Source organism: Mesorhizobium sp. CC13, from assembly GCF_039907765.1.
Lineage (GTDB): Bacteria > Pseudomonadota > Alphaproteobacteria > Rhizobiales > Rhizobiaceae > Aminobacter.
In genome coordinates, this window is record NZ_JARDJI010000008.1 from 30,864 (window position 1) to 55,462 (window position 24,599).

At 65.3% G+C, this 24,599-nt stretch carries 27 protein-coding genes; 9 read left to right on the forward strand and 18 right to left on the reverse strand.

The genetic code is table 11. The annotated features are described in order from the left end of the window. Positions 1 to 205 precede the first annotated feature (205 nt). Both PV773_RS13025 and PV773_RS13030 read right to left on the reverse strand, forming a co-directional pair. Positions 206 to 928 (reverse strand): 2OG-Fe(II) oxygenase, encoded by a 723-nt coding sequence (locus PV773_RS13025; RefSeq protein ID WP_347966747.1) that lies wholly within the window; start codon positions 926 to 928, stop codon positions 206 to 208. A 75-nt stretch (positions 929 to 1,003) separates the two neighbouring features. Continuing rightward, complete coding sequence (locus PV773_RS13030) at positions 1,004 to 1,414, reverse strand: helix-turn-helix domain-containing protein (RefSeq protein ID WP_347966748.1); 411 nt, start codon at positions 1,412 to 1,414, stop codon at positions 1,004 to 1,006. Positions 1,415 to 1,560: 146 nt separating this feature from the next. Between PV773_RS13030 and PV773_RS13035 the strand changes: the two genes are divergently transcribed. After that, on the forward strand, positions 1,561 to 2,196 hold the full coding sequence (locus PV773_RS13035) for an NAD(P)H-binding protein (RefSeq protein ID WP_347966749.1): 636 nt from the start codon (positions 1,561 to 1,563) through the stop codon (positions 2,194 to 2,196). A gap of 24 nt (positions 2,197 to 2,220) precedes the next feature. Here PV773_RS13035 and PV773_RS13040 read toward each other — a convergent pair whose 3' ends face one another. The 3 genes from PV773_RS13040 to PV773_RS13050 are packed head-to-tail and all read right to left on the reverse strand — an operon-like array spanning position 2,221 to position 4,121. After that, complete coding sequence (locus tag PV773_RS13040) at positions 2,221 to 2,409, reverse strand: DUF3008 family protein (RefSeq protein ID WP_347966750.1); 189 nt, start codon at positions 2,407 to 2,409, stop codon at positions 2,221 to 2,223. 55 nt (positions 2,410 to 2,464) lie between these two features. Beyond that, positions 2,465 to 3,247, reverse strand: a complete 783-nt coding sequence (gene murI, locus PV773_RS13045; protein ID WP_347966751.1) for a glutamate racemase — start codon at positions 3,245 to 3,247, stop codon at positions 2,465 to 2,467. Further along, complete coding sequence (locus PV773_RS13050; protein WP_347966752.1) at positions 3,240 to 4,121, reverse strand: RNA methyltransferase; 882 nt, start codon at positions 4,119 to 4,121, stop codon at positions 3,240 to 3,242. The genes murI and PV773_RS13050 overlap by 8 nt, the downstream gene beginning before the upstream one ends. Positions 4,122 to 4,207: 86 nt before the next feature. Here PV773_RS13050 and PV773_RS13055 point away from each other — a divergent pair, with 86 nt between their 5' ends. Both PV773_RS13055 and PV773_RS13060 read left to right on the forward strand, forming a co-directional pair. Then, a complete protein-coding gene (locus PV773_RS13055) occupies positions 4,208 to 4,552 on the forward strand; it encodes a TfoX/Sxy family protein (protein ID WP_347966753.1) in 345 nt (114 codons plus the stop codon). 177 nt (positions 4,553 to 4,729) lie between these two features. Next, on the forward strand, positions 4,730 to 5,941 hold the full coding sequence (locus tag PV773_RS13060; RefSeq protein ID WP_347966754.1) for an NADP-dependent isocitrate dehydrogenase: 1,212 nt from the start codon (positions 4,730 to 4,732) through the stop codon (positions 5,939 to 5,941). A gap of 202 nt (positions 5,942 to 6,143) precedes the next feature. On the opposite strand, the gene alaS is transcribed toward PV773_RS13060, so the two are convergent. Together alaS and recA are read right to left on the reverse strand one after the other, a co-directional pair. Next, on the reverse strand, positions 6,144 to 8,804 hold the full coding sequence (gene alaS, locus PV773_RS13065) for an alanine--tRNA ligase (RefSeq protein WP_347966755.1): 2,661 nt from the start codon (positions 8,802 to 8,804) through the stop codon (positions 6,144 to 6,146). A 260-nt stretch (positions 8,805 to 9,064) separates the two neighbouring features. Continuing rightward, positions 9,065 to 10,150: a recombinase RecA gene (gene recA, locus PV773_RS13070; protein WP_347966756.1), complete on the reverse strand. Its 1,086-nt coding sequence runs from the start codon at positions 10,148 to 10,150 to the stop codon at positions 9,065 to 9,067. A 282-nt stretch (positions 10,151 to 10,432) separates the two neighbouring features. Between recA and PV773_RS13075 the strand changes: the two genes are divergently transcribed. Beyond that, a complete protein-coding gene (locus PV773_RS13075; protein WP_347966757.1) occupies positions 10,433 to 11,371 on the forward strand; it encodes a carbohydrate kinase family protein in 939 nt (312 codons plus the stop codon). A gap of 20 nt (positions 11,372 to 11,391) precedes the next feature. Continuing rightward, positions 11,392 to 12,309, forward strand: coding sequence for a pseudouridine-5'-phosphate glycosidase (locus PV773_RS13080; RefSeq protein WP_347966758.1), 918 nt, complete (start codon positions 11,392 to 11,394; stop codon positions 12,307 to 12,309). A 34-nt stretch (positions 12,310 to 12,343) separates the two neighbouring features. Here PV773_RS13080 and PV773_RS13085 read toward each other — a convergent pair whose 3' ends face one another. Next, on the reverse strand, positions 12,344 to 12,667 hold the full coding sequence (locus PV773_RS13085) for a TfoX/Sxy family protein (RefSeq protein WP_347966759.1): 324 nt from the start codon (positions 12,665 to 12,667) through the stop codon (positions 12,344 to 12,346). 59 nt (positions 12,668 to 12,726) lie between these two features. On the opposite strand from PV773_RS13085, the gene PV773_RS13090 reads away from it, so the two are divergent. Continuing rightward, complete coding sequence (locus PV773_RS13090; protein WP_347966760.1) at positions 12,727 to 13,224, forward strand: GFA family protein; 498 nt, start codon at positions 12,727 to 12,729, stop codon at positions 13,222 to 13,224. 3 nt (positions 13,225 to 13,227) lie between these two features. Here PV773_RS13090 and sufA read toward each other — a convergent pair whose 3' ends face one another. Next, entirely contained in the window at positions 13,228 to 13,614 is a 387-nt protein-coding gene (gene sufA / locus PV773_RS13095; protein ID WP_347966761.1) for a Fe-S cluster assembly scaffold SufA, read from the reverse strand. Between the two features lie 167 nt (positions 13,615 to 13,781). On the opposite strand from sufA, the gene PV773_RS13100 reads away from it, so the two are divergent. After that, complete coding sequence (locus PV773_RS13100; RefSeq protein ID WP_347966762.1) at positions 13,782 to 14,315, forward strand: hypothetical protein; 534 nt, start codon at positions 13,782 to 13,784, stop codon at positions 14,313 to 14,315. Between the two features lie 2 nt (positions 14,316 to 14,317). On the opposite strand, the gene PV773_RS13105 is transcribed toward PV773_RS13100, so the two are convergent. The 8 genes from PV773_RS13105 to PV773_RS13140 form a co-directional block, all read right to left on the reverse strand. Further along, positions 14,318 to 14,716, reverse strand: coding sequence for an SUF system Fe-S cluster assembly protein (locus tag PV773_RS13105; protein WP_347966763.1), 399 nt, complete (start codon positions 14,714 to 14,716; stop codon positions 14,318 to 14,320). A 5-nt stretch (positions 14,717 to 14,721) separates the two neighbouring features. After that, positions 14,722 to 15,963: a cysteine desulfurase gene (locus PV773_RS13110; RefSeq protein ID WP_347966764.1), complete on the reverse strand. Its 1,242-nt coding sequence runs from the start codon at positions 15,961 to 15,963 to the stop codon at positions 14,722 to 14,724. Between the two features lie 177 nt (positions 15,964 to 16,140). Beyond that, positions 16,141 to 17,406, reverse strand: a complete 1,266-nt coding sequence (gene sufD / locus PV773_RS13115; RefSeq protein WP_347966765.1) for a Fe-S cluster assembly protein SufD — start codon at positions 17,404 to 17,406, stop codon at positions 16,141 to 16,143. Positions 17,407 to 17,416: 10 nt separating this feature from the next. Continuing rightward, positions 17,417 to 18,172 (reverse strand): Fe-S cluster assembly ATPase SufC, encoded by a 756-nt coding sequence (sufC, locus tag PV773_RS13120; protein ID WP_347966766.1) that lies wholly within the window; start codon positions 18,170 to 18,172, stop codon positions 17,417 to 17,419. An 18-nt stretch (positions 18,173 to 18,190) separates the two neighbouring features. Then, on the reverse strand, positions 18,191 to 18,361 hold the full coding sequence (locus PV773_RS13125) for a hypothetical protein (protein ID WP_347966767.1): 171 nt from the start codon (positions 18,359 to 18,361) through the stop codon (positions 18,191 to 18,193). Positions 18,362 to 18,405: 44 nt separating this feature from the next. Continuing rightward, on the reverse strand, positions 18,406 to 18,582 hold the full coding sequence (locus tag PV773_RS13130) for a hypothetical protein (protein WP_347966768.1): 177 nt from the start codon (positions 18,580 to 18,582) through the stop codon (positions 18,406 to 18,408). Beyond that, positions 18,582 to 20,099 (reverse strand): Fe-S cluster assembly protein SufB, encoded by a 1,518-nt coding sequence (gene sufB / locus PV773_RS13135; protein WP_347966769.1) that lies wholly within the window; start codon positions 20,097 to 20,099, stop codon positions 18,582 to 18,584. Before sufB ends, PV773_RS13130 begins: the two co-directional genes overlap by 1 nt. A 175-nt stretch (positions 20,100 to 20,274) precedes the next feature. Then, a complete protein-coding gene (locus PV773_RS13140; protein ID WP_347966770.1) occupies positions 20,275 to 21,441 on the reverse strand; it encodes a cysteine desulfurase family protein in 1,167 nt (388 codons plus the stop codon). A 218-nt stretch (positions 21,442 to 21,659) separates the two neighbouring features. On the opposite strand from PV773_RS13140, the gene PV773_RS13145 reads away from it, so the two are divergent. Both PV773_RS13145 and PV773_RS13150 read left to right on the forward strand, forming a co-directional pair. Then, a complete protein-coding gene (locus PV773_RS13145; protein ID WP_347966771.1) occupies positions 21,660 to 22,334 on the forward strand; it encodes an alpha/beta hydrolase in 675 nt (224 codons plus the stop codon). Between the two features lie 12 nt (positions 22,335 to 22,346). Further along, positions 22,347 to 22,994, forward strand: coding sequence for an FMN-binding negative transcriptional regulator (locus tag PV773_RS13150; protein WP_347966772.1), 648 nt, complete (start codon positions 22,347 to 22,349; stop codon positions 22,992 to 22,994). Between the two features lie 178 nt (positions 22,995 to 23,172). Here PV773_RS13150 and PV773_RS13155 read toward each other — a convergent pair whose 3' ends face one another. Further along, positions 23,173 to 24,531: an esterase-like activity of phytase family protein gene (locus tag PV773_RS13155; protein ID WP_347966773.1), complete on the reverse strand. Its 1,359-nt coding sequence runs from the start codon at positions 24,529 to 24,531 to the stop codon at positions 23,173 to 23,175. Between the last annotated feature and the right edge of the window lie 68 nt (positions 24,532 to 24,599).

Here is a 24,599-nt window from a genome sequence, read left to right on the forward strand (position 1 = left end):
CGTTGCACCCGGAACTTCACGTTCCAGGCGAGGAAAACGCGCCCTCCTCTGGCCCCCGTTTTCGGGACCTGACAGGACCTTCCACGCACGCTTTGCGGAAAAGGTCCACGGGACACGTCAAATGAAACACCGGGCGTTTCGGCCCGGCGTTGGCGGCTAACTAGGGTAAACGGCCGGGATTGTCAACGCTGCAGGCCGCCCCGGCTCATTTCGCGTCGTGGAAGATGATGCCGAGGGTGAAGCGCTCGCCACGGCGGACGCGGCTGACACCATGGCGCATCCTTACCCGGTAGTCGCCGCGGCTTCCAGCCTTGGGCCGGTCGTTGACGGCGAATAGTGCCCCCTCTCCCATGCGCAGCGGCACGACCTCGGCGCGCGACTGCATGCGCGGGCGCTGCTCGGTCATGACGAATTCGCCGCCGTCGAACTCCTCGCCCGTATCGCTCAGGAGAATCACCAGCTGAACCGGGAAGAGATGGGTTCCATAGACATCCTGGTGCAGGCAGTTGTAGTCGCCTGCGCCATATTTGAGCAGCAGCGGCGTCGGCCTGACCTGGCCGTCGGCATGGCATTCGGCGAGGAAGGCGTCGAGCTCGGAGGGGTAGCGGCGCGCGATGCCCATGCGCTCGTTCCACCGGTTGGCGAAGGGCGCAAGCCGCTCGTAGAAGGCATGGCGCAGCGCCGAGATGGTATCTGGCAGCGGATCGGCGAAATATTTGTACTCGCCGGCGCCGAAACCGTGGCGCTGCATGACGATGCGGCTGCGGAAATGCCGGTCGGCGTCGTAGAGCGCCCGCAGAGCGCGGCAGGCCTCGCGGTCGAGCAACGGGCCTGTAGGGGCAACGCCGAACTCGTCGAGTTCGCCAAGGATCTTACCCCAATCAAGGTTTTCGACGATGTCCGGTGCCTGCGTGCGACGGGCGTCCATCCGCTCACTCCTCTCGGCTTCGCCATGAGGTTAGGAGCCGAACGCGACCGCCGCATTCCGTTTCATGCACGCCGGTCAGCCGGGCGCGTCGAAAGCCTCGCGGGCACTGCGCATCCGGTCGCGGTTGGCGGCGGCCCAGCCGCCGAGCGCGCCGATGGGCACGGCGATCGACTGGCCGAGCTCGGTCAGCCCGTATTCCACCTCTGGCGGCATCGTCGGGCGCACGGTGCGGCGCACCAGCCCGTCGCGTTCGAGCGAGCGCAGCGTCACCGTCAGCATGCGCTGGGAAATGCCCTCTATCGCCCGCTTCAGCGCGTTGAAGCGCACCGGCTGCTCCTGCAGGTTGATGATGACCATCAGGCTCCAGGTGTCGCCGACGCGATCCAGCACATCGCGTATCGGACAGCTGCGACCGTCGCTTTCGAAGCCGGGCGTGGCGTGCAGCAGCGGGGCTGCCGTCTCCTTGGGCCTGGCGGGAGCGTTCATGCAGTTCTCTCCGGGTAACCTGGGCACGAAATCATGCGTTCTTTTCGGGCCTTTGCGTCGAGTCTATATGGTTATCGTTGGTAACCTGATTACAGACCATACCCGCCTTGCCCGGCAAAGGCAAAGCGGCGCGAAGGAGAACAAGCATGAAGATCGCACTCATCGGCGCATCCGGATTCGTCGGCGGCGCAGTGCTCAAGGAAGCCGCCTCGCGCGGCCACAAGGTGACGGCAATCGTCCGCAAGCCCGAGAAGGTGGCCAAGCTGGACGGCGTGGACGCGGTGAAAGCCGACATCACCGACGCCGACGCCCTGAATGCGGCCATCGCCGGCAGCGACGTCGTCGTTTCGGCATTCAACGGCGGATGGGGCGACCCGGAGATCTATGACAAGCATTTCGCCGGATCGAAGGCGATCGCGGCGGCTGCGACGGCCGCAGGCAAGCGCATCGTCGTGATCGGCGGCGCCGGCAGCCTGGAGATCGGCGGCAAGCAACTCGTCGACGGCCCCGAATTCCCGGCCGAATACAAGGACGGCGCGCGCGCCGCCCGCGACGCGCTCGCGGACCTGCGCGGCCAGGCCGGTCTCGAATGGTCGTTCGTCTCGCCCGCCATCCATCTCGCGCCGGGCAAGCGCACCGGACAGTTCCGCCTCGGTGGCGACCAGCCGGTCTTTGATGCGGACGGCAAGAGCCATATTTCGGTCGAGGACCTGGCCGTCGCGATCGTCGACGAGGCGGAGGCGCCGCAACACACGGGCAGGCGCTTCACCGCGGGCTACTGAGGGCGCACAGAAAAACTGGCGGGCTCAGTGCTTTGCCTTGTGCTCGGGCAGACCCTTGTGCTTCGTCTCGGCGAACTCCTCGAGTTCCTTCTCGGTCATCGATTCGTACATTTCCTTCGAGGCACCGAAGAGTTCGCTCTTCTTGATCTCGCCGCGCTTGGCGGCGAGCGCCGCGCCGGCAGCCTTCTGCTGGGCTCTGGATGTGGCAGGCATGTCGCATCTCCTTCCGCTGAGCAACGGAAACGCCTGCCAGGAGCCGATGTTCCGCTCAGACCGTCAGGCCAAAGCCCTGCATGAGGCGGCGCGTGGCGAAATCGGCCCTGCCCGAAGTGAAGACGGCAAGGTCGGGCTCGACCGTCCGCGCCGCCTGCGAACCGTCGAGCAGCGACAGGGCCCGCCGCGCGATCGCCTCGGCCGGATCGATCCAGTCGACCGGCCAGGGCGCGGTCTTGCGCATGCGGTTGACCAGGAACGGATAGTGCGTGCAGGCGAGCACGACGATGTCGGTGCGCCGGCCGTCCTGCTCGACGAAGCACGGGGCGATCTCCTCGGCGACGGCCTGCTCGTCGACGAAACCCTCGCGCATGTAGGTCTCGGCGAGGGCCGCCAGCTTCTGGCTGCCGACGAGCCGGACATGGCACTTGGACGCCCATTGGGTGATGAGATCGCGGGTATATTGCCGCTTCACGGTGCCTGGCGTGGCAAGCACCGACACGAGGCCCGAGCGGGTGCGCTCGGCCGCCGGCTTGATCGCCGGCACGGTGCCGACGAAAGGATGGCCGGGGAAGCGCTCGCGGATCGCCTCGATCACCAGCGTGGACGCAGTGTTGCAAGGGATCACCGACAGCTCCGGCTTGAAGCGTTCGAGCAGTTCGGCGAACAGGCCGAGGATGCGCTGCTTCAGCGCCGGCTCCTCCCAGTTGCCATAAGGAAAGGCGGCGTCGTCGGCGACATAGACGAAGCGACGGTCGGGCATGAGCACGCGCGCCTCGCGCAGCACGGTCAGTCCCCCGATGCCCGAATCGAACATCAGGATCGGGCGGTCAGTCATTGTCGAGCCCCTTGCCGCCGGCTGGCGGCGTTTCGTCGTCGTCATCATCCTTGGCCGCCGCATGCGCGGCATGGTCGACCTTGGCCTTGCGCTCGGGGTAGCCGGCGCCGCGCGGCTCCTTGGGCGAGAAATAGTCGAGCGAGGCTACGACGCCGCGCAGCACCTTGAGCTCGGGCTCGTGGAAACCGGCGCGGGTCAAAACGGCGCGCAGATTGTCGACCATCTTCGGCTTCTTGGCCGCGGGGCGGAAATAGCCGCGGGATTCGAGCGCGGCTTCGAGATGGTCGAACAGGCCCTGCAGCTGCTGCTTGGTCGCGGGCATCATCTCAGGGCCGGAGAAATTGGTCCTGGTCTCGTCCTCCAGCCCCGACTTCATCCACTCGTAAGACATGAGCAGCACCGCCTGGGCGATGTTGAGCGAGGAAAAGCCGGGATCGACCGGGAAGGTGACGATCTCGTCGGCAAGTCCGACCTCCTCGTTGTAGAGGCCGAAGCGCTCGCGCCCGAACAGGATGCCGGTGCGCTGGCCGGAGACGCTGCGTGTCCGAAGCGCCCTGCCCGCCTCGACCGGGCCGCGGACTTCCTTGAAGCCGTCGCGCTCGCGCGCGGTGGTGGCAAAGACGAAATTGAGGTCGGCAATCGCCGAGGCAAGGTCGGGGAAGACCACGACGCCGTCGATGACATGGTCAGCACGGCTGGCAGCCGCCCGCGCCTTCTCGTTCGGCCAGCCGTCGCGCGGATTGACGAGCCTGAGTTCGGTGACGCCGAAATTGGCCATGGCGCGCGCCACCATGCCGATGTTTTCGCCAAGCTGCGGCTCGACGAGGATGATGACGGGCGCGGCGGATGGCTGGGGTGCTTCTGTGGCGGACATGGATGCGATTGAACCAAAAATTGCGACTTTTGCGCGTCCCTGACATATTCGGCGCGGAAAATGAAGTTCCGGTAAGGAACGGGCGCATGAGCGATCTGGCGGAACGCATCCGGGCAGTGGTGGGCGAAGACCCCAATATCGGCGAGATCCGCATGTTCGGCGGCATCTGCTTCACCCTCAACGGCAACATGATGGTCGGCACGATGAAGGACGGCACACTGCTCGCCCGCGTCGGCGAGGAGCAGGAAGCCGAGGCGCTGTCCAAACCTGGCGCCACGCGCATGAACTTCACCGGCCGCGAGATGAAGGGCTTCATCATCGTGGCGGCCGATGCGCTCGGCGACGACGCGCTCAAGCGATGGATCGCCATGGCGTCGCGGTTCGTCGGCGCCATGCCCGCGAAGAAGCCTGGGGCCAAGAAGAAGAAATAGCGCGACCAGCACCGCAAAAGCAGCGGATCAGGCGCTTCTCATACATTGTCGGCGGAGTGCGCCAAATGTTGCGGTTGCAATCATTTGCGCGGTCCGGTCGGCTTTGATATAGGGGCCGCACTCCCTACCACGAACGCTCCGGAGCCTACCGGCTTCAAGCAGAAAGAGGCACTTTCAATGGCGAAGATCAAGGTGGCCAACCCCGTCGTCGAACTCGACGGCGACGAGATGACCCGCATCATCTGGCAGTTCATCAAGGACAAGCTGATCCACCCTTATCTCGACCTGAACCTCGAATATTACGACCTCGGCATCGAGCACCGCGACGCCACCAACGACCAGGTGACGATCGACGCCGCCAACGCCATCAACAAGTGGGGCGTGGGCGTGAAGTGCGCGACCATCACCCCCGACGAGCAGCGCGTCGAGGAGTTCAAGCTCAAGAAGATGTGGAAGTCGCCCAACGGCACGATCCGCAACATCCTCGGCGGCACCATCTTCCGCGAGCCGATCATCATGAAGAACGTGCCGCGCCTGGTGCCGGGGTGGACCAAGCCGATCATCGTCGGCCGTCACGCCTTCGGCGACCAGTACAAGGCGACCGATTTCAAGTTCCCCGGCAAGGGCAAGCTGTCGATCAAGTTCGTCGGCGACGACGGCCAGGTGATCGAGCACGACGTGTTCGACGCGCCGGGCGCCGGCGTGGCGATGGCCATGTACAACCTCGACGAGTCGATCCGCGAATTCGCCCGTGCCTCGCTGAACTACGGCCTGCTGCGCAACTATCCGGTCTATCTGTCGACCAAGAACACCATCCTCAAGGCCTATGACGGCCGCTTCAAGGACATCTTCCAGGAAGTGTACGAAAAGGAATTCGAGGCCGAGTTCAAGGCACGCAAGCTCTGGTACGAACACCGCCTGATCGACGACATGGTCGCATCCAGCCTGAAGTGGTCGGGCGGCTATGTCTGGGCGTGCAAGAACTATGACGGCGACGTGCAGTCGGACACGGTGGCGCAAGGGTTCGGCTCGCTCGGCCTGATGACCTCGGTGCTGATGACGCCAGATGGCAAGACCGTGGAAGCGGAGGCCGCGCACGGCACCGTGACCCGCCACTACCGCCAGCACCAGAAGGGCGAGGAAACCTCGACCAACTCTATCGCCTCGATCTTCGCCTGGACCCGTGGCCTGGCGCACCGCGCCAAGCTCGACGAGAACGCCGAGCTGAAGCGCTTTGCCGAGACGCTCGAAAAGGTCTGCATCCAGACCGTCGAGAGCGGCTTCATGACCAAGGACCTGTCGCTGCTGATCGGTCCGGACCAGCCCTGGCTGTCGACCACCGGCTTCCTCGACAAGATCGACGAGAACCTGCAGAAGGCGATGGGCTGATCCCAGCCTTCTGAAACGACAAAAGCCCCGGAGCGAACCGGGGCTTCTTTCTTTTCACGGCGCGCTGTTCCCGTGCGTCCTGCGAGGCCCGCTTCGCGGGCGCCTCGGGATGAGGAAGGGTGGTGCCTGCCCCCAAATGAAAAAGGCGGAAGCCGAAGCCTCCGCCTTTTCAGAACCGTGAGATTCGCGTGGGCCGGTGCGATCAGCCGGCCATCGCCCCGGCGACCGCCTCGACGGCGTCGTCGGCCTTGGTGGCGTCGGGACCGCCGGCCTGGGCCATGTCGGGCCGCCCGCCGCCGCCCTTGCCGCCGAGGGCTGCGGAAGCAACACGCACCAGGTCGACGGCGCTGAAGCGGCCGACGAGGTCGGCCGTGACGGCGACGACAGCACTTGCCTTGCCGTCTTCGGACACGCCGATCAGCGTGACGACGCCCGAACCGATGCCGGCCTTGCCTTCGTCGGCGAGACCCTTGAGATCCTTGGGATCGACGCCGGAGACCACCTTGCCGAGATACTTCACACCCGCGATGTCGCGCACCGCATCGGCCGAGCCGCCCGCACCGCCGCCCATTGCGAGCTTCTTGCGGGCGTCGGTGAGTTCCCTCTCGAGCTTCTTGCGCTCGTCGAGCAGCGCCTCGACGCGGGCGAGCACGTCGCCGGGCGCCACCTTGAGGGATGCCGCGACCGACTTGAGGCGGCGGTCCTGCTCGTCGAGGTGGCGGCGGGCGGCATCGCCCGTCAGCGCCTCGATGCGGCGCACGCCGGCCGCGACCGCGCCGTCGGAGACGATGCGCACCAGGCCGATGTCGCCGGTGGCCGACACATGCGTGCCGCCGCAGAGCTCGACCGAATAGGGCCGGTTGGCCTTGGCGCCGTGCAGGCCGGTGCCCATCGATACGACGCGGACCTCGTCGCCGTACTTCTCGCCGAACAGCGCCATCGCACCCTCGGCAATGGCGTCGTCCACGGTCATCAGGCGGGTCGTCACCGGGCTGTTCTGGACGACGATCTCATTCGACATGCGCTCGACTTCCTCGAGTTCCTCGGCGGAAATCGGCTTGTTGTGCGAGATGTCGAAACGCAGGCGCTCGGGCGCCACGAGCGAGCCCTTCTGCGCGACATGGGTGCCGAGCACCTCGCGCAGCGCCTCGTGGATGAGGTGGGTGGCCGAGTGGTTGGCGCGCAGCCTCGAGCGGCGGGCGTGGTCGACCTTCAGCTCGACGGCGACGCCGGTCTTCAGCGAGCCCTTGGTCACCTTGCCGTAGTGGACGAACAGGCCGTCGGCCTTCTTCTGCGTATCCGTCACCTCGATGGCGAAGCCTTCGCCCGAGATCGTGCCGGTGTCGCCCATCTGGCCGCCGGACTCGCCGTAGAACGGCGTCTGGTTGACGACGATGGCGACGTCCTCGCCCTCCTTCGCCGCATCGACGACGGCTCCGTCCCTGATGAGCGTCAGGATCACGCCTTCGGCCTGCTCCGTCTCGTATCCCAGGAAGTCGGTCGCGCCGGCCTTCTCGCGAACTGCGAACCAGACTGCCTCGGTCGCCGCTTCGCCCGACCCCGTCCAGTTGGCGCGGGCCTCGGCCTTCTGCCGCTCCATCGCGTCGTTGAAGCCGGCGAGATCGACCGAGATGTGGCGCTGGCGCAGCGCGTCCTGCGTCAGGTCAAGCGGGAAGCCGTAGGTGTCGTAGAGCTTGAAGGCCGTCTCGCCGTCGAGCATGTCGCCGGAGCCCAGCGTCTCGGTGGCGTCGGCCAGGAGGCCGAGGCCGCGGGCGAGCGTCTTCCTGAAGCGGGTTTCCTCCAGCTTGAGCGTCTCGGTGATGAGCGCCTCGCCGCGGCCGAGCTCTGGATAGGCCTGGCCCATCTCGCGCACCAGCGCCGGGACCAGCTTCCACATCAGCGGCTCGCTTGCGCCGAGCAGCTGCGCATGGCGCATGGCGCGGCGCATGATGCGGCGAAGCACGTAACCGCGGCCTTCGTTGGACGGCAGGACGCCATCGGCGACGAGGAAGCAGGACGAACGCAGGTGGTCGGCGATCACGCGGTAGGAGCCGACATTGCTCTCATCCGGGCCGCGCCCTATCGCCGACGACGTGGTGTCGACGAGGTGACGGAACAGGTCGGTCTCGAAGACGCTCTCCACGCCCTGCATGATCGAGGCCATGCGCTCGAGGCCCATGCCGGTGTCGATCGACGGACGCGGCAGGTCGATGCGCTCGTCCTTCGTCACCTGCTCGTACTGCATGAAGACGAGGTTCCAGAACTCGAGGAAGCGGTCGCCGTCCTCCTCGGGGCTGCCGGGAGGGCCGCCCCAGATATGCTCGCCGCGGTCGATGAAGATTTCCGAGCACGGGCCGCAGGGGCCGGTATCGCCCATCGCCCAGAAATTGTCCGAGGTGGCGATGCGGATGATGCGGTCGTCGGAGAAGCCGGCGATCTTCTTCCAGTGGTTCGCCGCCTCGTCGTCGGTGTGGTAGACGGTGACGAGCAGCTTGTCCTTCTTCAGCCCGAACTCCTTGGTGATCAGGTTCCAGGCAAGCTCGATGGCGCGTTCCTTGAAATAGTCGCCGAAGGAGAAGTTGCCGAGCATCTCGAAGAAGGTGAGATGGCGAGCGGTGTAGCCGACATTGTCGAGGTCGTTGTGCTTGCCGCCGGCGCGGACGCATTTCTGCGCGGTGGCGGCGCGCGAATAGGGGCGCGTCTCGAGCCCGGTGAAGACGTTCTTGAACTGCACCATGCCGGCGTTGGTGAACATCAGCGTGGGGTCGTTGCGCGGCACCAGCGGACTGGAGGATACGATCTCGTGTCCGTTCTTCTTGAAATAGTCGAGGAATGCCGACCGGATCTCGTTTACGCCACTCATATTGTCGCCTTGTCGCCGCCCTGATCGAGATGTCCGCCCTCTGCCCGGCGGAATTTGGAACTGGCCTTTTAGCCGTCCACCCTTACCCTGTCCAGAAACCCCGGACGTCCTCGGAGCCGGAAATCCGGCATTTGCAGGCAGTTCGGCCGGCGAATCAGCCTGGCCCAAACGAAAACCGCCGGCGCGACGGCCGGCGGTCATCCCTGGAAGCTGCAGTCCTAGCGGGAGGCGGCGGAAACCGTGCCTCCGCCGCCACGCGCCTACATGGCGCCGGCATCGTCCTCGAAGTCTTCGCGCGAGCCGTTCTCGAGGAACTTCTCGGCGATCAGGCCGGCATTCTGGCGCAGCGCAGTCTCGATCTCGCGCGCCGTCTCGGGATTGTTGCGCAGGAACTGCTTGGCATTCTCGCGCCCCTGGCCAAGGCGCTGCGAATTGTAGGAGAACCAGGCGCCCGACTTCTCGACGACGCCGGCCTTGACGCCGAGGTCGATGAGTTCGCCGGTCTTCGACACGCCCTCGCCATACATGATGTCGAACTCGACCTGCTTGAAGGGCGGCGCCAGCTTGTTCTTGACGACCTTGACGCGGGTCTGGTTGCCGACGACCTCGTCGCGGTCCTTGACCGAGCCGATGCGGCGGATGTCGAGGCGGACGGAGGCGTAGAACTTGAGCGCGTTGCCGCCGGTGGTGGTTTCCGGCGAACCGTACATGACGCCGATCTTCATGCGGATCTGGTTGATGAAGATGACCATGGTGTTGGAGCGCGAGATCGACGCGGTGAGCTTGCGCAGCGCCTGGCTCATCAGGCGGGCCTGGAGGCCCGGCAGCGACTCGCCCATCTCGCCCTCGATTTCGGCGCGCGGCGTGAGTGCCGCGACCGAGTCGACCACCAGCACGTCGATGGCGCCCGAACGCACCAGCGTGTCGCAGATCTCCAGCGCCTGCTCGCCCGTATCGGGCTGCGAGATCAAAAGGTTTTCAAGATCGACGCCGAGCTTGCGGGCATAGACCGGGTCGAGCGCGTGTTCGGCGTCGACGAAGGCGCAGATGCCGCCCTTCTTCTGGGCCTCGGCGACCGTGTGCAGGGCGAGCGTCGTCTTACCGGAGCTTTCCGGACCGTAGACCTCGATGATGCGACCGCGCGGCAGGCCGCCGACGCCGAGCGCGATGTCGAGGCCGAGCGAACCGGTGGAGACCGTACCGATCTCGACAACCTGCTCGTTGGCGCCAAGCCGCATGATCGAGCCCTTGCCGAAGGCGCGTTCGATCTGCGACAGCGCCGCGTCCAGAGCCTTAGATTTGTCCACCGAATTGTCCTCTACAAGCCGCAACGAATTCTGCGCCATGATACATCACCCCCTGGTCATCAATGAAGGCCGCTCGATCCAATGTCGAGCCAAATTTGTATCTGTTTTGTTCTCATTTGGCAATAGCTGTCAACTTATTGAAATAGCGTACCATTTTATCATGTGTTCTTTTTTCGTTTCGGCTGCATGCGTGATGCCATGTCGCAGGCGGCAGCAATCGCGCCGACGAATATTCCACATGCAAGGCGATTCGCCACGGTTGCTGCACCGGCATGAGCGAATTAAGTTCGCGGCTTCGAAATTCTGCCGGATAGCGCACCGATGACTGCACCGAAAATCCTCGCCGTCGGCGGCGCGCATGTGGACCGACGCGGCCGGATGACGGCCCCTTTCGTGCCGGGCGCGTCGATCCCCGGCTCGATGAGCGAGGATGTCGGCGGTGGCGCCTTCAACGCCCTGCGCGGCGCGGTGCAGCGCGGCGCCACCGGCGCGATGATGTCGATGCGCGGCGGCGACGCGGCGGGCGACGCGGTCGCAGCCGCGATCGCTGCCAGCGGCATCGAGGACCTGTCGACGATCTTCCTCGACCGCGCCACGCCCAGCTACACCGCGCTGCTCGACCGCGACGGCGACGTGGTGGCCGCACTTGCCGACATGGAGCTCTACGAACTGGCCTTCGCCAAGCAGCTCAGGCGCGCCAAGGCGCGCGAGGCGGTGGAAGGCGCGGATGCCGTGCTGTGCGACGCCAACCTGCCGGAAGCCGCACTCTCGAAGCTCGCCGAGATTGCCGACAAGCCCCTCTTCGCCATCGCGATCTCGCCGGCCAAGGCGGTGCGGCTCGGACCGATCCTCGACAGGCTGTCGTGCCTCTATATGAACCGGCGCGAGGCTGCGGTGCTGGCCGGCATCGCGGCCGATTCCACGCCGGAGGAGTTTATCCGGGGCCTGCGCGCCGCCGGCCTCGAGCGCGGCGTGGTCACGGCGGGCGGAAGTGCTGTCTTTGCCTTCGACGACGGCGGCCTCGTCGCCATCGCGCCCCCTGCCCCGCGCAGGATCGTCGACGTCACCGGCGCGGGCGACGCGCTGGCGGGTGCGACGACGGTCGCGCTGATGCGCGGCTTGCGGCTCGATGCCGCGCTGCGGGAAGGCATCGCCGCCGCCGTTCTTGCGATAGAGAGCCCTTCGGCCGTGCCCGAGCTCGACGCCGGGGCCTTCGACGAGGTGCTGGCCCTTGTGCCCCACGCCGCCGAAATGGCATGAGGCCGCCCATGGAGATCAAGATGACGCCCGAATCCGCCCGCCCCTTCATCGACGTCCACGCTCCGGTCGCCGCCGCCATCGCCGCCGGCAAGCCGGTGGTGGCGCTCGAAAGCACCATCATCACCCACGGCATGCCCTATCCCGACAACAGCGCCATGGCCGCCAATGTCGAGAAGATCATCTCCGACGAAGGTGCGGTGCCCGCGACGATCGCGGTGATCGGCGGACGCATCAAGATCGGCCTGTCGGACGGCGAGCGCGAATCGCTGGCCATGACCGGCGGCGCCATGAAGCTGTCGCGCGCCGACATCGCCTATGCGGTGGCCGAGGGCCGCACCGGCGGCACGACGGTGGCGGCGACGATGATCGCGGCACACCTGGCCGGCATCAGGGTGTTCGCCACCGGCGGCATCGGCGGCGTGCACAAGGGCGCCGAGACGAGTTTTGACATCTCGGCCGACCTGGACGAACTGGCGCGCACGCCGGTGATCGTCGTCTCGGCCGGTGCCAAGGCGATCCTCGACATCGAAAAGACGCTGGAGGTGCTGGAGACGCGCGGCGTACCTGTCGTGGCCTACGGTTCCGACATCGTGCCGGCCTTCTGGTCGCGCAAGTCGCCCCATGCGGCGCCGCTCAGGCTCGATGCGCCCGAGAAGATCGCCCGGCTGCATGCGACGCGGGCAGCGCTCGGCCTCGGCGGCGGCCTGCTGGTGGCAAACCCGGTGCCGGAGAGCGACGAGATCCCCGCCGACAGGATGGCCGGCTACATCGAGGCGGCGCAGAAGGCAGCCGAGGCCCAGAACATCACAGGCAAGGCGGTGACGCCGTTCCTGCTCGCCAAGATCCTCGAACTGACCAACGGCGCCAGCCTCAAGACCAACATCGCGCTGGTGGAAAACAACGCCCGCCTGGCAGCCAGGATCGCCAAGGCGCTCTGAAGAGCGGGCGGCGACGGGCCGGCCGGCGGTTGACCTACCTGCCGGCCCTGAGACCAGCCGCGTAGGCCTTGCGCGCCCACATCGCCATTTCCTCGGGATCGTCGAGCGCACTGTCGGGGACGGTCCAATAGGGCATCGCCACCACCTTGCCGTGCCTGGAGCCGGTGTAGGTCCATTGACGGCAGCCCGCCGCTTCGAAATCGGGCGCGCATTCGGCATCGGCCTTCAGCATGAGCTCGCCGCGCAACTCGACCGCGACGATCACCCCGTCATGATAGATGCCCTTGCCACCGAACATTCTGCGCACGCTGACCGCACCGAGGCCAGCGAACAGATCGGTAATATCGGCTTCCGTCATGGCACAACTCCGCTAGATTCCCGATGGCATTGCACGCCACGCGGGAAAGGAAAGCACCGATGCCGATGCTGCTCAAGGGATCATGCCGCTGCGGGGCGGTCCGCTTCGAGGTGCAGAGCCACACGCCAGTGCCCTATCAACTCTGCTATTGCTCGATCTGCCGCAAGCAGCAGGGCGGAGGCGGTTATGCCATCAATCTGGGCGCCGACTCCGCGACTCTGAAAGTGGAGGGCGAGAGCCATCTCGGGCTCTACCGGGCAACGGTCCATGACGACGAGCGGCCACGGCCTGAAGTCTCCACCACCGAACGCCGCTTCTGCCTGAGATGCGGCGCGGCGATGTGGCTCTACGACCCGACATGGCCGGAACTGGTGCATCCCTTCGCCTCGGCCATCGACACCGACCTACCAAAGGCGCCGCAACGCGTGCACCTGATGCTGAAATACAAGGCGTCCTGGGTGGAGCCAGACATCAGGCCTGGCGACACGGCTTTCGAGCTTTACCCGCCGGATTCGATCGCCGACTGGCACAAGCGCCGCGACTTGTGGGTGCAGTGACTGTCAGGCGGTCCCTTGCGCGCGTGCCTCGGCCAGCGCCTTGAGGTCGGCGGGCTTGAGCTCGACGGATTCGCCGCAGCCGCAGGCCGAGCTCTGGTTCGGGTTGTGGAAGGTGAAGCCGGTGCGCAGCGCCGTCACCTCGAAATCCATCTCGGTGCCGAACAGGAACAGCGCCGCCTCCGGCGCGACATAGACATGGGCGCCGTCGCGCTCGATGTGGTCGTCCTTGGGGTTCGGCTCGGTCACCAGGTCGACCGTGTATTCCATGCCGGCGCAGCCGCCCTTCTTGATGCCGAGGCGGATGCCTTGAGCGTTCTCGCGCGTGGCCATGATCTCGCGCACGCGCTCGGCGGCCCTGTTGGTCATTGAGATGACGGCGAAGCGTCCCATTTCATTCTCCACTTTCGCGCAGGTTAAAGGCCTGCGGAACAATCTATAGATGGTCGAACCTCGCTGCGATGGCAAGGCTTCGCGAGCACTATTCGCCTTTCGCGTTTCCTGCCATTGTAAGGACGTTTACAGAAATACTCTGAAAGTCGAACGACTGGTTTCAAAAAATGACAGGTCCTATCGAGACAACCTACACTAGAGTTTTTGAAGAAAAGTCCGGCGATGTTGCTACTCGAATCTTCGTTCTGTGCTCCGTTGCTCCAATTGCCGCTTTTGGGTTCTGGGCGGGATCTGGCCTGCCAATGTTCGTGCGCTTGCTGGGATCTGTCGCGGTGGCAGCGCTCTTGCTGATCTGCCTCTCCGAGGTGATCAAACTGGTCTCCGGGAGACACAGAGTATTGAGGCTATCGCCTCAAGGTTTCATGGACACCAACATTGCGCCTGAAACAGTGCCCTGGACCTCCGTCGAGCGGCTTTCGATTGTCTCCACGGCTTTTCGCGGCAGGCAGCGCGACATTGCCGTTGAAGTTCAACTCGGCGACGCGGCGTGGGAGAGCCTAACTCTGACCCGCGGCGCCAAAATCAACCGACTTCAGACAGATGCCATATGGATCATGCATCCTGGCCGGCGGTCCGAATTTGGCAGCTTCTTCGAAACACTTCGATCATACGCCCGCGCCAACGGCGGCAAGGTCGACTGACCTCAGTACCAGCCCACTGCGACCTGGGCCTCTTCCGACATGCGGTCGGGGGTCCAGGGCGGGTCGAAGGTCATGTTGACTTCGACGCCCGAGACGCCTTCGACGGCGCCGACGGCGTTCTGCACCCAGCCGGGCATCTCGCCCGCCACCGGGCAGCCGGGGGCGGTGAGCGTCATGTCGATCTTGACGGTGCGGTCGTCCTCGATGTCGATCTTGTAGACGAGGCCGAGCTCGTAGATGTCGGCCGGGATCTCCGGATCGTAGACCGTCTTCAGCGCCGAGACGATGTCGTCGGTCAGGCGCGCCAGTTCGTCGGCTGGAATGGCGGAGGCGGAGAAGATGCCCTTGCCGGCCGTGTCCGGGGCGGTCTCTTCAGTGGTCGCGGCGATAGCGTCTTCCATGGTGCTCACCCGAAGAATTTGCGCGCCTTTTCAAGCGCTTCGGCCAGGACGTCGATCTCGGCCCTGGTATTGTACATGCCGAAGGACGCCCTGCATGTGGAGGTTACGCCGAAGCGTTTCAACAGCGGCTGGGCGCAATGCGTGCCGGCGCGGACGGCGACGCCCTGGCGGTCGATGACCATCGACACGTCATGGGCGTGGATGCCCTGCAGCTCGAAGGAGACGATGGCGCCCTTGCCCGGCGCCTCGCCGAAGATGCGCAGCGAGTTGATGGCGCGCAGCCGCTCGTGCGCGTAGTCGCGCAAGGTGGCCTCGTGGGCGGCGATGCGCTCGCGGCCGATGCCGTCCATGTAGTCGAGCGCGGCCCCCAGGCCGATCGCCTCGACGATCGGCGGCGTGCCCGCCTCGAAGCGGTGCGGCGGCTCGTTGTAGGTGACGATGTCCTCGGTCACCTCGACGATCATCTCGCCGCCGCCCTGGAAGGGACGCATGCGCTCCAGCATCTCGCGCTTGCCGTAGAGCACGCCGATGCCGGACGGTCCGTAGACCTTGTGGCCGGTGAAGATATAGAAGTCGACGTCGAGGTCGCGCACGTCGACCGGCAGGTGCACGGCCGCCTGGCTGCCGTCGACCAGAACCGGGATGCCGCGGGCATGCGCGATGCGGACGATCTCCTTGATCGGGGTAACGGTGCCCAGCGCGTTCGACATGTGGGTGATGGCGACCAGCCTGGTGCGCTCCGTCAGCCGCTTCTCGAACTCCTCGATGTGGAAGACGCCGAGATCGTCGACCGGCACCCAGACCAGCTTGGCGCCCCGGCGCTCGCGGATGAAGTGCCACGGCACGATGTTGGAGTGGTGCTCCATGATCGAGAGCACGATCTCGTCGCCCTCGCCGATGTGAGGCATGCCGTAGCCGTAGGCGACCGTATTGATCGCCTCGGTCGCCGACTTGGTGAAGACGATCTCCTCGGCGCTGCCGGCGTTCAGGAAGCGGCGAACGCTTTCACGCGCCTTTTCATAGGCTTCGGTGGCGGCGTTGGAGAGGAAATGCAGGCCGCGATGGACGTTCGCATATTCGTTGGAATAGGCGTGGCTGATCGTGTCGATCACCACCTGCGGCTTCTGGGCCGAGGCGCCGTTGTCGAGATAGACGAGCGGCTTGCCGTAGACCTGGCGCGACAGGATGGGAAAGTCGCGGCGGATCGCCTCGACGTCATAGGTGCTGTCTTCGACTTTCTTGTCCATCGCGTCTTCTCTAAGCCACGTTTCTTCCAACACCCCTCATCCGCCTTGGCGCTTCGCGCCAATCCACCTTCTCCCGCAAGGGGAGAAGGTCGGGCGCATTTCCTTCTCCCCTTGTGGGAGAAGGTGGCCGAGCGGGGCGAGGTCGGATGCGGGGTACGGCTCCGCGCCCCTCAACCATTACCCGTGCGTCGCAAACCAGTTGCTCAGCAGCTCTTCCAGCGGATCGACGACACTCTCGTCCTCGAGTTCCTCGATGACCTCGGCGAGGAAGGCGCGGATGAGCAGGCCGCGCGCGGTCTTCTCGTCGACGCCGCGCGCCATCAGGTAGAACAGATGGTTGCGGTCGATCTCGGTCACCGTGGCGCCATGGCCGCAAGCGACGTCGTCGGCGAAGATCTCCAGCTCCGGCTTGGTCGAGAACTCGCCGTCGTCGGAGAGCAGCAGCGTGTTGCAGGCCATCTTGGCGTCGGTCTTCTGCGCCACCTGATGCACGTTGATGCGGCCCTGGAACACGCCCTTGGCGCGGCCGGTGACGACGTTGCGCACCACCTCGGTCGAGGTCGTGTGCGGCACGGCGTGGTCGAGCACCATGGTGACGTCGACATGGCTGTCGCCGGCAAGCAGGTTGACGCCACGCAACTTGAAGTCGGCGCCTTCGCCGGTCGTCTTGACGATGACCTCCTGGCGCACCAGCTTGCCGCCGGCATTCATGATGAACAGGGTCAGCCTGGCGTTCTTGCCGAGTTCGGCCTTGAACTGGGCGAGATGGGTCGCCGTCTCCGGCTGGTCCTGGACGATCAGCCACAGCACCTCGGCATCGTCGCCGAGCAGGAGCTGGCTGACGGAGCTGACGAGGCCTGCGCCCTCGCCGGTCTGGCGCTCGACGATGGTGGCCCTGGCGCCGGCGCCGACGCGCACAGGCAGGCGCACGTGGCTCTGACCGCCGGCCTGGACATTCTGCAGCTCGATCGGCCTTTCCAGCTGGGCGCCGGCCTCGATGTCGACGAAATAGCCGTCGGCGACAAACGCGGTGTTGATGGCGCCGATGGCGTCGTCCTTGCCGTAGGTGACGAGCGCCGGGGCATAGCTGCCGTCGGTGAGCTTGTCGCTGAGGCGCTGGAACGTCACGCCGTCGATGCCGGCAGCCGCGGTCGACACGCCGTTGGCGAGCGACAGCACGGTCGAACCTTCGAGCAGCGGCGCGACCGACCTGGCCTTGGCGGCGGCGTCGAACGCGGGCACAGCGGCGAGCAGCCGGCGCAGGTCGGTGTAGTGCCAGGCCTCGACGCGGCGCGTCGGCAGGCCGGCCTTGATCTGCTCGATGGCGTCGTCGCGCTTGACGGTGACGGTGCCGTCGCCCGGCAGCAGCGAAAGCCGCTCGCCGAAGGCGTCGACCAATGCGGCTTCTGCCGGGGTGCGCTGGATTTCGGCACGCATGTTCATGGCCGCCACCTCAAGCCGCCTCTTCGATGATCCCGGCGTAGCCGTTCTCTTCGAGTTCGAGCGCCAGCGACTTGTCGCCGGACTTGATGACCTGGCCCTTGTAGAGCACGTGCACGCTGTCGGGCACGATGTGCTCCAGCAGGCGCTGGTAGTGGGTGATGACGACGATGGCGCGGTCGGGCGAACGCAGCGCGTTGACGCCGTCCGAGACGATCTTGAGCGCGTCGATGTCGAGGCCGGAGTCGGTCTCGTCGAGCACGCAGAGCTTCGGCTCCAAGAGCTTCATCTGCAGGATCTCGGCGCGCTTCTTCTCGCCGCCGGAGAAGCCGACATTGACCGGACGCTTGAGCATGTTGAGATCCATGCTGAGCGAGGCGGCCGCCTCCTTCACGCGCTTGAGGAAGTCCGGCACCTTGAGCTGCTCCTCGTCGCGCGCCTTGCGCTGCGAGTTCATGGCGACCTTGAGGAACTCCATGGTGGCGACGCCCGGTATCTCCATCGGATACTGGAAGGCCAGGAAGATGCCCTTGGCGGCGCGCTCGGCCGGATCCATCTCCAGGATCGACTCGCCGTTGTAGAGGATGTCGCCCTCGGTCACCTCGTAGTCCTCGCGGCCGGCGAGGATGTAGGACAGCGTCGACTTGCCGGAGCCGTTCGGGCCCATGATGGCGGCGACCTCGCCGGCCTTCACGGTCAGGTTCAGGCCGCGGATGATCTCGGTGCCATCCTCGACGATACGGGCATGCAGGTTCTTGATCTCAAGCATCGTTCTTCCTGTCGTCCTTCAGTTCGTTGCTGGCAGCTTTGCGAGCAGCGCCAGCGTGGCGAAGAGAATTCCGGCACCTGCGATGATGAAGTAGGACCATTCGACAAAGGCTGAGAGCCTGTCATTCCACTTCCTTGTCCAATCACGCAGATAAACGTGTTTGCCGGCCTTCCCTTCCCTCTTTTCCATTCGGTCCAACTCCGTGCCGAACCAGTTCAATTCACTCTTTGCCGCTATATTCCGTCGCGCAGACTCTTCAGCAGCAGGAACGCTAGTGGCGGAATGACACCCAGTGCCATCATCGGTGTCGCCAGCGAGCTTTCGAAATACAAAAGCACCAGCGCCACAAACAGGTAAGCCACCCATCCGAGGGCCAGATAGCCCGCCAGATTTCGGCCCGCCGGCGGCATCAGCCGACCGAGCCCTCGAGGCTGATGCCGATGAGCTTCTGCGCCTCGACGGCGAATTCCATCGGCAGTTCCTGGATGACTTCCTTGACGAAGCCGTTGACGATGAGCGCGATCGCCTCCTCCTCGGGGATGCCGCGCTGCATGACGTAGAACTTCTGGTCCTCGGAGATCTTCGACGTCGTCGCCTCGTGCTCGAACTTGGCGGTGGCGTTCTTGGCCTCGATGTAAGGCACGGTGTGCGCGCCGCACTGGTCGCCGATCAGAAGCGAGTCGCAGTTGGTGAAGTTGCGGGCACCGGTCGCCTTGCGGTGGGCCGAGACCTGGCCGCGATAGGTGTTCTGCGAGAAGCCGGCGGCGATGCCCTTGGAGATGATCCGGCTCCTGGTGTTCTTGCCGAGGTGGATCATCTTGGTGCCGCTGTCGACCTGCTGATAGCCGTTCGACACCGCGATCGAGTAGAAATTGCCCTGGCTGTCGTCGCCGCGCAGGATGCAGGACGGATACTTCCAGGTGATCGCCGATCCGGTTTCGACCTGGGTCCAGGAGATCTTCGAGCGGTCGCCGCGGCAGTCGCCGCGCTTGGTGACGAAGTTGTAGATGCCGCCCTTGCCCTGGGCATCGCCCGGGTACCAGTTCTGGACGGTCGAATACTTGATCTCGGCGTCGTCGAGCGCGACCAGCTCGACCACGGCGGCATGCAGCTGGTTCTCGTCGCGCTGGGGTGCGGTGCAGCCTTCGAGATAGGAGACGTAGGCCCCCTCCTCGGCGATGATGAGGGTGCGCTCGAACTGGCCTGTGTTCTTCTCGTTGATGCGGAAGTAGGTCGACAGCTCCATCGGGCAGCGCACGCCCTTGGGCACGAAGACGAACGAGCCGTCAGTGAAGACGGCCGAATTCAGCGTCGCATAATAGTTGTCGGAGGTGGGCACGACCGAGCCGAGATACTTCTTCACCAGCTCGGGGTGCTCACGGATGGCTTCCGAGATCGAGCAGAAGATGACGCCGGCCTTGGCCAGCTCGTCCTTGAAGGTGGTGACGACCGAAACCGAGTCGAACACGGCGTCGACGGCGACACGGCCCGACTTGTAGACGTTGTCGTTGGCTTCCTCGAACTCGGGATCGGCCTCCTTCTGGACGCCGGCGAGGATTTCCTGCTCCTTGAGCGGGATGCCCAGCTTCTCATAGACCTTGAGAATCTCGGGATCGACCTCGTCGAGCGACTTGGGGCCCGACTGGTTCTTCGGCGCGGCGTAATAATAGATGTCCTGGAAGTCGATCTTGGGATAGTCGACGCGCGCCCAGGTCGGCTCTTCCAGCGTCAGCCAGCGGCGGAACGCCTCGAGCCGCCATTCGAGCATCCAATCCGGTTCGTTCTTCTTGTTCGAGATGAAACGAATGATGTCTTCGTTCAGGCCCTTGGGGGCCTTGTCGGTCTCGATCTCGGTCTCGAATCCGTATTTGTACTGGTCCACGTCGATCTTGCGGACCTGCTCGATCGTCTCCTGCACAGCAGGCATCAGCGTTCTCCATCCACGCCGGGGTCAAGGCCCGGCAGTTTTCAAACTATGGCACCGCAGGAGCGGCGTAAGTTCCATATAGTGCATCCCGGCCGGGAATTCACCCGCAAGCTTCGCCCGCAAGCTTCGCCCGCGGCGACCGTCATGCACCCACTCAGCGGCCCGAGGGCCAATCCTACTCAGCCGCCTGCGTCGCTCCGGCCCGGCGCGCGAGCAGCTTAGCGAGCGCATCCGCAAACAGCGCGATGTCCTCTTGCGTCGTCTGTCGGCCGATCGAGACGCGCAGCGCGCCAAGATTGTCGGCGTAACCCATGGCCTTCAGCACATGGCTGGGGCCGACCTTTCCCGACGAACAGGCGGAGCCGGCCGACAGCGCTATGCCCGCGAGATCGAAGGCAATCTGCGCCGTCTCGGCCTTGACGCCCGGAATAGCGAAGAATGTCGTATTGGCAAGCCGCTCGACGCCGTTTCCGAAGATTTCGGCATCGGGAGCAAGCCGCAAGACAGTCTCTTCGATGCGGTCGCGCAGGGCCGCCACCTTGCCCATGTCGGCCAGACCGGCCAGCGCTTCGCGCGCGGCCGCACCAAAACCCGCGATCGCGGGCAGGTTTTCGGTGCCGCCGCGATGGCCCTTTTCCTGGCCGCCGCCGGTGACAAGGGGCGCCGGCATCATCAGGTCGGCGAAGGCTACGATGGCGCCGGCGCCCTTGGGCCCGCCGATCTTGTGCGAGGAGAGAATCAGGTAATCGGCGTAACCCTCTGACATGTCGAGAGGAATGCGCCCCGCGGCCTGGACGGCGTCGAGCACCAGCACCCCGCCCGAAGCCTTGACCAAATCGGAAATGGCGCGGAAGGGCTGGATCACGCCGGTCTCGTTGTTGGCGGCGTGGATGGCCACCAGCGGCAGGCCTTCGGATTTGTCGTGGGCGGCGAGGGCTGCTTCGAGCGCCGCGAGATCGACGATGCCGTTCCTGTCGACGCCGATGCGCAGCACCCGGTCAGCCGGGAAGCGGCCGCCGTTGAGCACGCAAGGATGATCGGCCTCGCTGACGTAGAGCCTGGACATGCGGACAGTGCCGCGACCCATGCGCCAGTCGGGCGAAAGCAGCGTGGTCGCGGCTTCCGTGGCGCCCGAGGTGAAGACGACGTGCTCGGGCCTGGCGCCGACGAGGGCGGCGACCTCGCGCCTCGCGTCCTCGATCAGCCTGCGGGCGGCACGCCCCTCGCCGTGCACGGACGACGGATTGGCCGCCACATCGAGCGCCACGACCACGGCCGAGCGCGCTGCGGGCAGCAGCGGCGCACTGGCATTGTGGTCGAGATAGGCGCGCGGTCCGGCCATTTTCCTTGTTTTCGCCCTGTCAAATCACGTTCGGGAGCAGCGACGCGCAATTTCCTTGAAATTCCAAGGCGAGCCGTCCTATCTACCCGCTTTGCCAACCGTGCGGTTTTGCCGCCCAGTTTTGAACAGTTCTAAACTAGCTTCTATGTAGACGCGTCCGTTGCGTCAAGGCTGGGCACTGGATTGTTTGTCGGCGCTTGCGTCAAGTGGAGTCATTTATGCCCGAGGTCATTTTCGCCGGTCCGGCCGGTCGCCTGGAAGGCCGCTACCAGCCGTCCAAGGAGAAGAACGCGCCCATCGCCATCGTGCTGCACCCGCACCCGCAATTCGGCGGCACGATGAACAACAAGATCGTGTACGACCTCTTCTACATGTTCCAGAAGCGCAACTTCACAACGCTGCGCTTCAATTTCCGCGGCATCGGCCGCAGCCAGGGCGAATTCGACCACGGCACGGGTGAACTCTCCGACGCGGCCGCAGCGCTCGACTGGGTGCAGTCGCTGCATCCGGATTCGAAGAGCTGCTGGGTGGCCGGCTATTCCTTCGGCGCCTGGATCGGCATGCAGCTCTTGATGCGCCGCCCGGAGATCGAGGGCTTCATCTCGGTGGCGCCGCAGCCCAACACCTACGACTTCTCGTTCCTGGCGCCCTGCCCCTCGTCCGGCCTCATCATCCACGGCGACGCTGACAAGGTCGCGCCGCCCAAGGACGTGCAGGGCCTGGTGGACAAGCTGCACACGCAGAAGGGCATCACCATCACGCAGAAGACGCTGTCGGGCGCCAACCACTTCTTCGGCAACGACCCCGAACATCTGATCGACGAATGCGCCGAGTACCTCGACCGGCGCCTGGCGGGCGAGCTGGCCGACGCACGGCCGAAGCGGCTCAAGTAAGCAGGGACAGCCATGTACCAGCCGCCTCATTTCACGGAAACGCGGCTGGACGTGCTGCACGCGCTGATCAGGGCTCACCCGCTGGGTCTGCTGATCTGCAACGGCGCCGACGGGCCGGTGGCCAATCCGCTACCGTTTCTGCTCGATGCCGAACCTGCGCCGAACGGCCGGCTGCGCGCCCATCTCTCCCGCGCCAACCCGCAGTGGCGCATGCTCGCCGACAATCCCGATGCGCTCGTCGTGTTCCAGGGCGCCGACAGCTACGTCACGCCGTCCTGGTACGAGACCAAGCGCGAGACCGGCAAGGTCGTGCCGACCTGGAACTATGCGATCGTGCAGGTGCGCGGCAGGGTCCGGGTCATGGACGACAAGGACTGGCTCGCCGGGCAGATCGCCGCGCTGACGGCCACCCACGAAGGCGGCCGCGCCGAGCCGTGGCAAGTGAGCGACGCGCCCGACGCCTATGTCGCGGCCCAGATCAAGGGCATCGTCGGCCTCGAAATCGACATCGCGAGCATCGAGGGCAAGTGGAAGGTCAGCCAGAACCGCCCGGTCGCCGACAGGGTGGGCGTGGCGGAAGGGCTGGAGGCCGACAGGCCGTCGCCCCGGGGCGACGAGATGGCGCGGCTGGTGCGCACATATGGCGGGGTCGACAACTAGCCTTCAGTCGCGACCACGCAGAAGCGTGCCCCAATGCGAGAGTTGGGGTTCCGTCCGTATGAACGAGCAGCACGACGACGGATTCCTCCATCTTCGCTAGGCGGTTAGGCCAATTCCTTGAGAAAATGAATCCGGGCCGCTCGCGCGACCCGGAGAAAAAACGCTGGTGGTGCCGGCCTTACTTGGCCTTGAGCAGGTCGCCCACCTCGAGCAGCACGAACTCGTTGTCGTCGGCCTTGTCGATGGCGCGGCCGGCCGAGAAAGGCAGGTTGTTGTCGTCGCCCACGACGATGTGGGTGTCATCCACCAGGTCGACGTTCTCGATGGTGTTGAAGGGCATGTCATAAAAGCCCTCGCCGCCGCCCTGGCGCTTCTTGTTGTCCGGGTCGGCGATCTTCATGAGGTCGATGTAGCCGATCTTGCGCACGGCCTTGCCGGCGTTTTCGTCGGACATCTCGATCTTGTAGATGCGCTTGAACAGCGCCGGATTGGCGAAGCAGTCGGGCTTGGGGTTCTTGGCGTCCGCGCAGGCCTTGGCGGCGACACCGGCGCCCTGGTCGCGCTCGATGACGAGGGCGGTGGTGGCGTCGATCATGTTGAAATCGCCGATCGCGTCGCCGCCGGCGGACAGCGGATAGAGCCAGCTGCGGCCGGTCCATTCCCTGCTCGCGACATCGAACTCGACGATGCGCAGGGCGCGATTGCCCTCCGCCTGCTCCATGCTGCCGTCCTCCTTGAACAGCGCGCCTTCGAGCAGGCCGTAGAGCTTCGAGCCGTCCCTGGACTGGGCGAGGCCCTCGTAGCCGCCGGAACGCTTGAGATTGAAGGCGGGCATCGGCAGCGTCGGGTTGGCCTGGAGGGTCAGCGTCGGATGGTCGGGCGACTTCACCGGCTTGCCGTCGACGGTGGTGCCGACGACATCGGTCAGCTTGCCGTCGAGGTCGAACTTCAGCAAGTAAGGGCCGAACTCCTCGCCGACCCAGAAGCCGTCGGCGACCGGCTGGATCGACTCGACGTCGAAATCGCCGCCGGTCAGGAAGCGGGTCTCGGAACCTTCGAGCACGATCGGGAACGGCGCCTTGCGGTCCGGATCGGTGAGGAACAGGGTCTTGATGCGCTCCATCGTGCCCTTGTCCCAGTCGAACGAGATGTGGTGCAGCATAAGCGCGGCGTCGGTCGAATTCAGCTTGTTGCCGAAACCGTTGTCCGAGAGCGACCAGAACGTGCCGTCGCCCATCGACTTGATGCCGGAGAAGCCCTGCACCGGCTGGCCGTCGAAGGGCAGCGAAAGGCCGGTCGGGCGCACGCCGTCCTTGCCCGGAACGGTGCCGATGCCCTCGGCGCGCTTGCGGTCGGGCGTGGTGAACTTGCCGGCGGTGCGCAGGTGCTCCGGCGCATTTTCGGGTGCTGCGATGACGGTGTTGGCAGGCAGGATCGCATGGCCGGCGAGCGTCGCCGGATATTCCTTCTCCTCCGCCAGGGTGGAGGCGGTGGAAAGCGCGAGAATGGCCGCAGCCAGATAGAGGGAGCGTCGCATGGTGGACCCCGGTTGGTTGAACTGACGCACCCCTGCTAGGAGCGCGCCATGTCGACCGGGTGACGCCT